Consider the following 12132-nt stretch of genomic DNA (forward strand, 5'->3'; position numbering starts at 1 on the left):
TGGATCAGTCCTGAACATGGCCGGCCACCGCGTCCGCGGCGCGGTCGGCCAGTGCGGCAATCTCGGCAGCAGAGGCGTTGCCTCCGGTGCACACCACGGCGATGCGTTGTCCGACAAAGCCGTCCGGGTCGGCCAGTACGGCTGCCAGCGCGGCTGCGCCGGCGGCTTCGGCAAGGGTGTGCGCGTGACTGGCCAGCAGCCGCTGTGCTTCGAAGATCTGCGTGTCGGAGACCAGGCGAAAGTCGGCGAGGCCTGCACGCATGAGCTGCTGTGGCAGCGTGAACCCGCGTCCCGTGGCCAGGCCCTCGACGGCGGTCCGATCGGGACGCCGTACGCAGGCACCGGCCCGCCACGAATCATGTGCCGCGGGCGCGGCGGACGACTGCACCGCGACGACCCGGCAGTCCGGCGCGAGCTTCGCGGCGACAAGGCAGGCCGCGGCGGCCCCGGTGCCGCTGCCGACGGGTACGACCACGGCGTCGAGGTCGGGCCGAGCCTCGAAGATCTCCAGATATGCCGTGCCGACGCCGGCCAGCAGGGCCGGGGTGTCGGCGGGGCTCACCAGATGCCGGTCGTCGTCAGCCGCCAGCTGCTCGGCACGCTCCTGTGCCGCGGCCATGTCCGCGCCGTGCAGAACCGCCGTGGCACCGAGCGCGCGTACGGCACGCACCTTCTCCATACTGGCTGTTGCCGGCATCACCACCGTGCAGGGGGCGCCGAACTCGGCGCAGGCATGGGCCAGCGACTGCGCATGGTTGCCTGTGGAATAGGTGACCAGTCCGCGGGCTCGCTGCGCCGGAGCCATGGTGGCGAGCAGCGTGAGCCCGCCGCGCACCTTGAAGGCCCCAACCGGTTGCACATTCTCATGCTTGACATAGACGGTTGCGCCGGTCACTGCATCGAGCGCCGGGTAAGACCACATCGGCGTGACGGGTAGGTGCCCGGCCAGGAGGTCTCGTGCAGCCAGGACGTCGGCATAGGTGAGTTCGTGTTCCATGCTGCCATCGTGGGCCCGACCATCCCATAGGTCCAATGCCATTGTTCATGTAGACTCATCAATAAGATTGATAGGTTGGATGCCATGCTCGACGTGACCCGCCTGCGGGTGCTTGCCGCGGTCGCCAAACACGGTTCGGTTACTGCCGCGGCCCGGGCACTGAGTTATGCACAACCATCGATCAGCCACCACCTGGCCCGGTTGGAGACCGAGACCGGCAGCAAGCTCGTGCAGCGGGTGGGCCGCGGCATTCGCCTGACCGACGCGGGCCGGATGCTGGCCGAGCGCGCCGAGGAGATCCTGGGCCGCCTCGACGCGGCAGAGGCCGAACTTGCCGCGCACACAGGGCTGCGTGCAGGCCGGGTCCGCCTGGCCGCGTTCCCCTCCGCCCTGGGTACGTTCGTCCCGCGGGCCGCGGCCGCGTTCACCGCCGCCCACCCTGATGTCGAGTTGCGCTTCACCGAGGCCGAACCGCCCGATGCGGCACGGCTGCTGCGATCGGGCGAGGTCGATGTGGCGCTGCTGTTCACCTACCCAGACACATCACCGGCCGACGACGGGCTACGCCGAACGCCGCTGCTCACCGAGTCGATCTACCTCGTGACCCCGACCAGCCTGCCCGGCGACACTCTCGCCGACCACGCCATGCGTCGGTGGATCACGGGGTGCGAGCGATGCCGGAAGCACCTGGTGCGATCCTGCGCCGCCGCCGGTTTCACGCCTGACATCGCCTTCACCACCGACGACTACGTCGCAGTACAGGCACTCGTCGCGGCCGGGCTGGGCGTCACCACACTGCCGGCCCTGGCCCTGGCCGCCCAACGCAACGCCTCAGTAAGGCTGGTACGCCTACCCGATCAGGAACGGTTGATCAACGCTGCGGTGCACGGAGAAGCGCCCGACCCACCAGCGACTGTGGCGCTGCTGGAACACCTCACGCAGGCCGCAGCGACGACATTGCCTCCGCATTGAGTCCTCCCCGTGCCGGTCCGGGATGAGGCCGTGCACATTAATCCGTGCGCAGCAGCGCACGTCAACCTGTACGCCGACAGCCACATCCGTGGCGCTCCCCTCGACGGTTCCGGCGGATCCGCCGGACCGTCGAGTGGCTGACCTGCGCTGACTGACAGCCGAGGTTCAAAAACACCTACTGAAGACGCCAGTCGAGGTCAGACCAGCGAAAACGTCACCCGAGCCGGCGGGGAAGTAGCGGAGTCCTACTTGGTTCGCAACATGAGGGCGAGGCGCGTGTTGTCGCCGTAGACGCCCGTCTCGTCACCGCGGACGCCGTACCACTGCTGGAATCTGGCCACGGCCGATCGGACCTCCTTGTCGTAGCGACCATCGATGGCGCCGCCGTCGTACATGTTCGGGACCTGGAGCAGACGGACCTGCAACTCGTATACCCCATGCCCGCTGTCGCCCTGGCGCAGCACACCCGTGCCCGGAATCTCGGGGAGGCTGGGTGCGGGGTTGTCGGGCAGCGGCGGCCGGTCAAGTTGCTCGGAGGGCGCGGACGGGACCGCCGGTGCGGGGTTGTCGCTGCCCAGCAGCGAAGAGGCGAGGATCAGTCCGCTCACAGCGCCCAGTCCGAAGACTCCGGCGACACGAGTGTCCCGCCGGTTGGTGAAGCGCCGCCATCCTCGGCTTCTGTTCCTCGCGTGCGCGCGGACGGGTGGCGGTGGCGACTCCGAGGACGGGGCGAGGAGTTGGTCCGAGGGCGGGGCCGGGCGCCCGGGGGTAGCCGACGCTCTGGTGTACGGGCGCGGACCGGTCCGGCCGCGCGCGCCCTCCTGCGGGGGAGGGAAGGTCAGCGGCGGTGCGGCGTACGTCGGGCCTGCGCCACTGGCCATCGGCGGCTTTCCCACCGGCGGTGGCGTTCCCAATGACGGGGGCGGAACAGGCTCCAGATGCGTGGCGCGCAACCACAGCGGCTCCACCACGACATCCTCCGGAGCGTCGACCTGCCGTACGCCACCGGTCCGCAGCGGCTCCACCACATACGGCTCGACGGCGTGCGGAGGATCCGGATCCAGGCGCTCGGGCCCAGGCCCCACCGGCTGTGTCCGTCGGGATGGGGGCGGAGCCGGGGGCGAGGACAGGGAGGGGGTCGGATGAGTGAAGCCTGCGTCCCTGGCCGCTTCGCTGGGCTGTTGCCAGGACGGCGGCGGGGACTCGGGCCGGCCCTGCTGCTCGTCGACCGCGTAGAGGTCGGCGCGTGCGGCGTCCAAGGCGTCCAGCACGGCCTGGAAGGAGTCCCGTATCTCTTGCGCGAGATCAGGACCTGGACTGTGAGCTCGCTGAGGTTCGGTGTCGTTGGATCCCACCGGCAGTCCTCCTCAACCAACGTCCATGGAATGTCTTGTCGCGGACAGGCCAGGGATGTCTTTCATGGGCGGATACGCATCAAAACGTCGGATGGTGGTCACGGGTGGGTCTGTGACGGAGAGCCGGGCGGCACGGGTCGGGCTTCGCTGTTCCGTTGTGAGGCGATACGCAGCCCGTGCGGCCTTGTCTCAATCTGCCTTCCGGAATGTGGCCCACATCTCGTCGATTCCTCGAGGAGTTGACGCCTGCGGCAGCCCGCCGAGCGCCGACTCGGACGTGTACACACGGTCGAGGGTCCGCCGGAGCGGCGGGACGTCCGCGTGGACTGGTAAGAGCGTGTTCTACATGGCGAGTTGATCCTTGGGCCTGCCATGGGGAGTGGGCGGTGGGGAGCCGGACAAGCTCTCGGCCACGCTCAAGGCCGCCTGCGAAGTCCAGAACATCGCCCGCATTATGGTGGAAGTTGGGCGTGGATGCTCTTCCTCGGATTCGGCTTCGCCGAATCCGTTCTGCAGAGCCTGCATCTGATGACCTTCCCGGTCCTCGTGGGTGCCGTCGTGCTGCTCATCGCCGTCGCCATCAGCGGACGCCGGCCGCGGCAAGCACTCCCCGGCGGCGTGGTGCACGGCGCTTCGCTCGGCACCTCGGCGCTGGCTCGCTACTACCTGGTCGTCGTGGTAGCCGGCCTGATCCTGCTCGTCCTGTGGTGGGTATGGCAACTGCTTCTGCCGTACCGCTGCCTCGGTCCACTCCTCATCGGCCTCGGCCTGCTGCTGGGAGAGGCGCGCCAGATCGACGTCGATCACACTCCGAGGGGCCTGCGGGACACAGCTGTACCGATCTTCGCCGCCGAAGTGTTCCTGCTCTGGACCGTTACCCTGGCCGCCGGCCAGCTCGGCGAGCGGCACGCCAGGAACGCCGCACGTGACGTGGTCCAGCGCACCGGCCTCGTCGTCTTCAGCGCCGAACGGCTCGGCCTGACCTCCCGGTCACCGACCTCTACTTTGAAGACCTCGGCGAGAGTGTCCACCTTCGGTACCTGTACACGGGCCTGCGGCTCATCGCGGCGCGCGACGGGCGCTACTACGCCGTGCCCATCGGCTGGAGCGCGAGGACCGACCATGTCTACGTCCTCCGGGAAGCCGACGGCATGCGCATCGAATTGACGCCCGGCGTGCAGTAGCCTCACAGGCTGCGCGTGGGGGTCAAATCGCTGCGTCAGCAGGTCGGTTGAGAGAGACGTGATACAGGCGGGGTGGGCGCGGCCCAGCGAAACTGCGCAACGCCCAACCAACCTGCGCATCACCCGCAACCAGCGACATCACCGCAGGTCAGAGAGGCGTCGCGGTGCCGGGACACCACTCGCCACAGGCGGTCAGGCCGACGGTGGCGGTCACGCACAGTGCCGTCATGGCCAGAATCTTGCGGTTGGTCACCTTTTGCCACTTCCTTGATCTCTTTTCGTACCAACCACTCGGACTCACAACGCACGTTGCTCGATGTACCGCACAAGCGTGTCTTGCACCACATCACGATGGGGCGTCACTCGACGACGTGACGTCCCTTCGGCTGCGCCCGGCACGAGGTCGCGGCCGACAGCAGTGGCGAGCAGCTCGCACGCCGGCCGGTACGCCATTGGTATCTCGGCCCTATGAGGGGACTTGGGACAGGTGATCCCGCACGACACGGAAGCTGGGTACGTAGCTGTGCACGCGGCTGAGCACATTCGGGTGTACGCCGACAAAGTCCAAGACGCAGAGTGTCTGTTCCGCGGCGTCGGACGCGGTCCGCGCCCGGGCCCCGTCCCGCTGCCGTGAAGGGCGCGCGCTAGCTGCCGCGCACACCTGGCCTAGCCGCATCGGGGCCGGTACAGGTGGAGTTCGACCTGTCCTGAACCTGCTTCTGACTGAGCTTGGAGTGCCCCGGATACTCGACCTGCAAGGAAGGTGCGGCGCTGTCAGAACTCGTGGACATTTGGCTCCCGGGCCGACGCCCGGGTGCCGTCCGAACCGCTGTCCGTTCCCGTGAACTGGCTAGGGCGGCTTTCAGCGGCCCGCCGGAGCGACTCCAACTGGCCCCAGCGGGAGGGGCGTTCGGAGGTACTGAGGGTGGTGGCGAGGGCGAAAGGGAAGCGTGACGCTTCCGCGAACGCTTCCCGCCGGACATCATCGACCGGCAGGCTCACCATCATGGCCTTCGTCGTGGTCACGTGCACCTTGGTCGGAGCACACGATCAGACGAAGGCCGCCTCCACGTCGGGCGAATACCGATACGAGTGACCAAGCCCGAAGCGCCGTTCGAAGCTCTCCGCTAGGCCCCCCATGCCTAGGAAGCGGAGAGGTCGTCCCTCATTGCTGCCCGGAGCGCTTTGAGGGTGTCGGTGAGCGCCGATAGTGCGTCGCTCCACTGAGGGTCCGCGCGTACGTCGGGTTCATCGAAGCAGTCACGCAGATCACGAAGTCTCGTGAATGCCTGATCCGCCATGTGTCCCAGCGGTTCGGGGGCCGTGATCAGCATCTGATAGCGCAGCCCGTAGGCGCCGCCGGAGCCCAAGATCTCGCCCGCCTGCCGCACCCGGTCCTCAAGCGTCAGCGATGGGGAACGTCTCAGGTCGCGCAACCGGTGCGTGGTCAGGGAGAGCGCCGCAAGGTATTCACCATAGAGCTGTCGTTTGACGGACTGCTCGCGAGAGGAATGATCACGTTTCCAGCGCGAACGCTCGGCCAGCATGGTTGTCCCCACGCCGACAGCCGCGCCCAGCGCGGTACCCACCAAGGTCCCCCAGTCCATGGCCAGATGCTAATCGGTTATTCAACAACTACATGGGGGCTAGCCCTACTTCAAGCCAACACGACGAACGAGCCCTCCTTAACCTCTTGCTGTCCGGCGCTCCTGCCAGGCAGGGCTCCGGGCCTGAGCCGGACGGCTGAATCCATGAGGCCAGGATGACCGCGGATGACGGCGTGTGGCGGCTGATGCGCAAGGACGCTCTTCTCGGCACGATCATCGTGGATGAAGCCGACTTCCCCTGGCTGCGCGGCCAGTTCGTCCCTGAACCCAGCTTCAGATGTCGAAGCGGCGGCGGGAGGCCTCGATGTGACCGAGGTACTGGTGGGTCCAGCCGCACATTCCATCGACCGTCCCTCGTAGGGCTTGGCCCGGCTCGGTGAGGGTGTACTCGACCCGCGGCGGCACGGTGGGGTGGACGTTCCGCTCGACCAGGCCGTTGCGCTCCAGCATGCGCAGGTTCTGGGTGAGCATCTTGTGGCTGATGCCCTCGATTTCATTTCGCAACTCGCTGAAGCGCAGGGTCCGTTCACCGAGAACCTCGATGATCAGGAATGCCCACTTGTTGGCGACGTCCGAGAAGATTTCCCGCGCCAAAGAGTCCGCGCGCGTCAGGTCTGCTTCCTTGGGCGAGCGGCTGAACTGCTTGGTCACCATAAGGTTCCCCAGTCACTGAAAAGTGCGTTCTTCCATGTCAGCGGCCACTCTCCTACGGTTCCTCAGTAACCACAAGTGACCAAGCGCGTTGTGGCTTGGTGGAAGCGGGCCCACGGGCTCTCGCAACAAGGAGGCAGCATGGCCATCACCCTGGTGAACCCTGACGGGTTGCCGAAGGTCGAGGCGTACCGGCACGTGTCGGTCGCCACCGGGTCGAAGCTGGTGTTCATCGCCGGGCAGGTCGCCTGGGATGCCGATGGGGTCACGGTCGGCGAAGGTGACCTCGCCGCTCAGGTCGAGCAGTGCTACCTCAACGTCGCCACCGCCCTGGCCGGGGTCGGTGGTTCCTTCGACGACGTAGCGAAACTAACCGTCTACGTCGTCGACTGGACCCCCGACAAGATGCCCCTCTTCGGAGAGGGAGTCGCTCGGGCGGCCGCGAAGCTGGGGGTCACCCCGGTACCGCCGGGCACGCTGCTGGGCGTTGCAGCACTGGACGTACCCGACCATCTGGTTGAGGTCGAAGCCACCGCGATCATCGACTGAACAGGTGTTCTTCGCCCTGAGGTTGTTCTTGGAGATCGCGCGGATAGGTCAGGGGCATCGGCTGGGCCGGGTGTCCCAGCGATGGCTGGTCCAGGCTTGGGCCGGTAATCGGCGGACGATGGTGATCGCGTTGGCGAGCGCGATGAACGCCTCGATGACACGGGCCCTGCGCTCGGTGCAGATGGCGAGTTTGTTGACATGAGGGCAGGTCCTTTCGCTGGCTCGACACGGATGAGTCCCCGACAGACATGGGCCGCGAGACCGCCGACAAGCTGACGGAACTCCTCGGTCTGCTGCAGAGGCAGATGCCGACGGTCCTGGCCGCGCAGGATGCCTACGCCGTCCAGTCAACCGATTGACCTTGCTTTGCAAGGTGGCACCGCAGCACCGCTCCCCCGCCGGGCCCAGGAACAGAGGGCCGGCGGCCTCAACCCTCTGGCCGGTGATCCAGCGGGCGCAGGAAAGGCGATGGTCAACCCGCCGACCGCCGACAGCGCATGAGTGGCAAGTGAACCTGGAATAGCTGGCCCGCTGAAGGACCGAGAGGAATCGGTTGACCTCAAGTTTGGTTTAGGTCATAGCGTTCTGGGTGCGCCCCGGGCCACACCGGCCGACGGGAACCGCGTCGGCCCACCACCAGATTCCGGAGGCACCCCATGGACATGGAAGTCACCGCGTGGACATCGCTGCACAGCGCGATGAACGCCCAGCAGGACCGGAGACCCTTCTCCCGGGCCACCCTGCGCCGCATCGTCTCCTTCGCCCGGCCGCACCGTCGGCAGCTGTACCGCTTCCTGCTGCTCAGTGTGGTCACCGCCCTGCTCGCCGTGGCGACACCTGTGCTCGCCGGCCGCGTCATCGACGCGATCGTCAAAGGCCAGCAGACCGGCACGGTCACCCGGCTCGCGCTGCTGATCGCTGTCATCGCCGTCGCCGAAGCGGGGCTCGGTCTGCTCACCCGCTGGCTGTCGGCCAATCTCGGCGAGGGGCTGATCCTCGATCTCCGCACGGCGGTCTTCGACCACGTCCAGCGGATGCCAGTCGCCTTCTTCACGCGCACCCGCACCGGCGCACTCGTGAGCCGGCTCAACAACGACGTCATCGGGGCCCAACGGGCCTTCAGCAACACCCTCTCCGGCGTCGTCTCCAACCTCGTCACCCTGCTGATGACTCTTGCCGTGATGCTCAGCATCTCCTGGCAGATCACCCTGCTCGCCCTCGTCCTGCTGCCGGTGTTCGTTGTCCCCGCCCGCCGGATGGGCTCCCGCATGGCCAAGATGCAGCGCGAGGCCGCCAACCACAACGCCGCCATGGGCACCCAGATGACCGAGCGGTTCTCCGCCCCAGGCGCGACCCTGGTCAAACTCTTCGGGCGCCCCGCCGACGAGTCCGCCGAATTCGCCGCCCGGGCCCGCCGGGTGCGCGATATCGGCATCCGTACAGCCATGGCCCAGTCCGTCTTCATCACCGCCCTCACCCTGGTGTCCGCACTGGCCCTCGCCCTGGTTTACGGACTCGGCGGCTACTACGCACTGCGCGGCAGCCTGGACCCGGGAGCCGTCGTCGCCCTCGCCCTGCTCCTCACCCGCCTCTATGCCCCGCTGACCGCACTGGCCGGCGCCCGTGTCGAGGCGATGAGCGCACTGGTCAGTTTCGAGCGGGTCTTCGAGATCCTCGACCTGAAACCACTGATCTCCGAGAAGCCGGACGCCCGCCGGGTGCCGGACGGTCCGGTGTCCGTGGAGTTCGACGGGGTCCGCTTCGGCTACCCCTCCGCCGACAAGGTCTCCCTCGCCTCCCTCGAAGAGGTCGCCACTCTCGACTCCCGCGGCGGCACAGAGGTTCTGCACGGCATCTCCTTCCGCGCCGAACCCGGCCGGATGGTCGCGCTGGTCGGCTCCTCCGGCGCGGGCAAGTCCACGATCGCGCAACTGATGCCGCGGCTGTACGACGCCGACGCCGGTTTCGTACGGCTCAACGGCATCGACGTACGCGACCTGACCTCGGACTCGATCCGCGAGACGATCGGCATGGTCACCCAGGACGGCCACCTCTTCCACGAATCCGTCCGCGCCAACCTGCTCCTCGCCCGGCCCGACGCCACCGAGGACGACATCTGGGATGCCCTGCGCCGCTCCCGCCTGGAAGGGCTGGTGGCCTCGCTGCCCGACGGCCTGGACACCGTCGTCGGCGAGCGCGGCTACCGGCTCTCCGGCGGCGAGCGGCAGCGGCTGACCATCGCCCGGCTGCTGTTGGCCCGCCAGCGAGTCGTCATCCTCGACGAGGCGACCGCCCACCTCGACTCCACCTCCGAGGCGGCGGTCCAGGAGGCCCTCGGGGAGGCACTGTCGGGCCGTACCGCCGTGGTGATCGCCCACCGGCTATCGACCGTACGAGCCGCAGACCTGATCCTGGTCGTCGAGGAGGGCAAGGTCGTCCAACGCGGAACCCACACTGAACTCCTGGCCGCCGGCGGCCGCTACGAGGAGCTGTACCGCACCCAGTTCGAACACCCGGGAGCGGAGGAGGCACACCCCGTCCATTGAACTCACCGCACCCACAGTGACCAAGTCCGTATCGCCGACGGGCAGATCGATGCTCTTCCCCTGTCGCCACGACCAGAGCTGCCTCCCCGATCATGGGCGGATGGCTTGCACAACGGCAGACGGTGCCGAGCCGGTGGATGATCCCGCTGATCGCCTGGCGGACGGCGACCGTCGGCCTCAACCACGAGGGTGGTGGGCCAAAAAACTATGTGCGGATCAGGAATCCGGTTGACAGGCTGAGATCATGAACCACCAGCACGACGACGTCCCCGGCTCCTCCACCACGCCCCGGACAACGGCCTGGATCACCAGGCCCGTCACCGCGGACCTCCTGCGCGGCGCACTCGACTTGGAGCGCACCGAGCACGGGGTGCTGCCGCACCGGCTGCCCGCCCGGGCCCGCGCGCAGTGCGCCGACGGGCAGCTGGCCATGGCGGAGGCCCAGCCCTCCGGAGTGCGGCTGGTCCTCCGCACCCGGGCCACCGCCGTCGAGCTGGACACGCTCCGCACCAAGGTGGCCTACCAGGGCGCCCCGCCTCGTCCGGACGGTGTGTACGACCTGCTCGTCGATGGCCGTCTGGCCGGGCGGGCAAGTGTCACCGGCGGCAACGTCCTGATGGTGGACATGGCCACCGGGTCTGCGGAAACCCGGCCCGGCCCGGTCGGCACCGTCCGGTTCACCGGTCTGCCCGACCGTGTGAAGGATGTCGAGATCTGGCTGCCGCACAACGAGATCACCCAGCTGGTCGCCCTGCGCACTGACGCCCCCGTCGAGGCCGTGTCGGAACAGGGCCGCAGGGTGTGGCTGCACCACGGCAGTTCGATCAGCCACGGCTCCGACGCAGCCAGCCCCAGCACGACTTGGCCGGCGCTGGCCGCCTCCCTCGGCGGCGTGGAGCTGATCAACCTCGGTCTGGGCGGCAGCGCTTTGCTCGATGCGTTCACCGCCCGCGCCCTGCGGGACACCCCCGCGGACCTGATCAGCGTCAAGATCGGCATCAACCTTATCAACATCGACCTGATGCGTCTGCGTGCCTTCACTCCGGCGGTGCACGGCTTCCTCGACACCATCCGCGAGGGCCACCCCGCCACTCCGCTCTTGGTCGTCTCGCCCATCCTGTGCCCCATCCACGAGGACACTCCCGGCCCCAGCGCCCCGGACTTCAGCAACCTCAGCACTGGGAAGCTGCAGTTCCGGGCCGCGGGCGACCCCGCGGAACGGGCCAGCGGGAAGCTGACGCTCAACGTCATCCGGGACGAACTGGCCCGCGTCGTGAAGCAGCGGGCAACCGACGACCCGAACCTGCACTACCTCGACGGCCACGACCTCTACGGCGAGGCGGACTTCGCTGAGCTGCCGCTGCCCGACCAGCTCCACCCGGACGCCGCCACACACCGCCGCATCGGCGAACGCTTCGCTGCCCTGGCCTTCGGCACCGACGGACCGTTCGCCGCCGAGCGTGCCTGCTCTACGGGCGCGAAGTGATACCCCGCGTACGAGAGTTGCTCGCTGCTGCGCCCGACGACCCGGCATCTGACGGACCTTAAGGCTTAAGCTCAGGCCTACGCTTGGAAGGCAGGACCAGCTCAGCCCAGCTCGGTCGCTCCTCAGCCGCGCTCGGCCGCGGCCAGGGCCGCGCGCAGCGTCGCGAAGTCCGCGCTCGCTCCCGGGTCGTCCATGGAGATGCCGCGACCCTGCGGGTTCTTCGCGTACGGAACGACATAGGCCGGAGTGTCGCGCTGGAAACGCCAGCTGTCGGCGAGGGGCCCCGCGTCCAGGGCGTCGTATCCGAGGAGATCGAGCAGCCGGGTGGCGGCGGCCTTCGCCTCAGGGTCATCGCCGGCGGTCGGCAGCGCCGAGCGGTCGGCAGCGCCGGAGGGCCGGGCCAGCGCGGCCAGATGCGCGTAGAAGATGTTGTTGAACGCCTTGACGACCTGGGAGTCCGGCAGATGCCGCCGGAGGAGTTCGCTGGTGGTGGTCTCTTCCGAGTCCAGTTCGGCGATCCGTCCGTCACGCTCGGGGTAGTAGTTGTTCGTGTCGAGAACGACCTTCCCCGCCAGCGGTGCCACCGGCACCTGGCGGTAGTTCTTCAGCGGGACGGTGACCACGACCCAGTCGCCGGCGGCCGCCTCGGCGGGTGTCGCCCTCGGGGCTCGGGGCTGTGTCCGACCATCCGCGCGTACAACCTCAACGGCGGACTGCGAGTCCAACGTGCGAGGACCAGCGCCTGACGGGCCGCCACCGATACGCCCACCTCCACCGGAGGCGAT

The 12132-nt window shown here is 68.1% G+C and carries 11 protein-coding genes and 1 pseudogene; 5 read left to right on the forward strand and 7 right to left on the reverse strand.

Annotation, left to right across the window (positions count from 1 at the left end; translation table 11 throughout):
* Positions 1 to 4: 4 nt before the first annotated feature.
* Positions 5 to 997: a threonine/serine dehydratase gene (locus tag QFZ67_RS02125; protein WP_307659366.1), complete on the reverse strand. Its 993-nt coding sequence runs from the start codon at positions 995 to 997 to the stop codon at positions 5 to 7.
* Between the two features lie 84 nt (positions 998 to 1081).
* On the opposite strand from QFZ67_RS02125, the gene QFZ67_RS02130 reads away from it, so the two are divergent.
* On the forward strand, positions 1082 to 1969 hold the full coding sequence (locus QFZ67_RS02130; RefSeq protein ID WP_307659367.1) for a LysR family transcriptional regulator: 888 nt from the start codon (positions 1082 to 1084) through the stop codon (positions 1967 to 1969).
* 245 nt (positions 1970 to 2214) lie between these two features.
* On the opposite strand, the gene QFZ67_RS02135 is transcribed toward QFZ67_RS02130, so the two are convergent.
* Complete coding sequence (locus QFZ67_RS02135; protein ID WP_307659368.1) at positions 2215 to 3324, reverse strand: peptidoglycan-binding protein; 1110 nt, start codon at positions 3322 to 3324, stop codon at positions 2215 to 2217.
* A 474-nt stretch (positions 3325 to 3798) separates the two neighbouring features.
* Between QFZ67_RS02135 and QFZ67_RS02140 the strand changes: the two genes are divergently transcribed.
* Positions 3799 to 4491, forward strand: coding sequence for a hypothetical protein (locus QFZ67_RS02140; protein ID WP_307659369.1), 693 nt, complete (start codon positions 3799 to 3801; stop codon positions 4489 to 4491).
* Between the two features lie 791 nt (positions 4492 to 5282).
* Here the strand turns inward: QFZ67_RS02140 and QFZ67_RS02145 are convergent.
* From QFZ67_RS02145 to QFZ67_RS02155, 3 genes are all read right to left on the reverse strand, one after another.
* Entirely contained in the window at positions 5283 to 5534 is a 252-nt protein-coding gene (locus QFZ67_RS02145) for a hypothetical protein (protein WP_307659370.1), read from the reverse strand.
* A 116-nt stretch (positions 5535 to 5650) separates the two neighbouring features.
* Entirely contained in the window at positions 5651 to 6115 is a 465-nt protein-coding gene (locus tag QFZ67_RS02150) for a hypothetical protein (protein WP_307659371.1), read from the reverse strand.
* 273 nt (positions 6116 to 6388) lie between these two features.
* Entirely contained in the window at positions 6389 to 6769 is a 381-nt protein-coding gene (locus QFZ67_RS02155) for a helix-turn-helix domain-containing protein (protein WP_307659372.1), read from the reverse strand.
* A 138-nt stretch (positions 6770 to 6907) separates the two neighbouring features.
* On the opposite strand from QFZ67_RS02155, the gene QFZ67_RS02160 reads away from it, so the two are divergent.
* Positions 6908 to 7315 carry a RidA family protein gene (locus QFZ67_RS02160; protein ID WP_307659373.1) on the forward strand — a complete coding sequence of 136 codons (408 nt, stop codon included), beginning with the start codon at positions 6908 to 6910 and terminating at the stop codon, positions 7313 to 7315.
* Between the two features lie 48 nt (positions 7316 to 7363).
* Here QFZ67_RS02160 and QFZ67_RS02165 read toward each other — a convergent pair.
* A pseudogene (locus QFZ67_RS02165) lies at positions 7364 to 7507 on the reverse strand (IS5/IS1182 family transposase); the annotation flags it as partial.
* A gap of 464 nt (positions 7508 to 7971) precedes the next feature.
* Here QFZ67_RS02165 and QFZ67_RS02170 point away from each other — a divergent pair.
* Positions 7972 to 9861: an ABC transporter ATP-binding protein gene (locus QFZ67_RS02170; RefSeq protein ID WP_307659374.1), complete on the forward strand. Its 1890-nt coding sequence runs from the start codon at positions 7972 to 7974 to the stop codon at positions 9859 to 9861.
* A 244-nt stretch (positions 9862 to 10105) separates the two neighbouring features.
* The gene (locus QFZ67_RS02175) at positions 10106 to 11347 is read left to right on the forward strand and encodes a GDSL-type esterase/lipase family protein (protein WP_307659375.1); all 1242 of its coding nucleotides are present in this window, start codon (positions 10106 to 10108) and stop codon (positions 11345 to 11347) included.
* Between the two features lie 122 nt (positions 11348 to 11469).
* Here QFZ67_RS02175 and QFZ67_RS02180 read toward each other — a convergent pair whose 3' ends face one another.
* The gene (locus tag QFZ67_RS02180; RefSeq protein WP_307659376.1) at positions 11470 to 12072 is read right to left on the reverse strand and encodes an NADPH-dependent F420 reductase; all 603 of its coding nucleotides are present in this window, start codon (positions 12070 to 12072) and stop codon (positions 11470 to 11472) included.
* Positions 12073 to 12132: the final 60 nt, after the last annotated feature.

The organism is Streptomyces sp. V1I1, from assembly GCF_030817355.1.
In the GTDB taxonomy this organism is placed as follows: Bacteria; Actinomycetota; Actinomycetes; order Streptomycetales; family Streptomycetaceae; genus Streptomyces.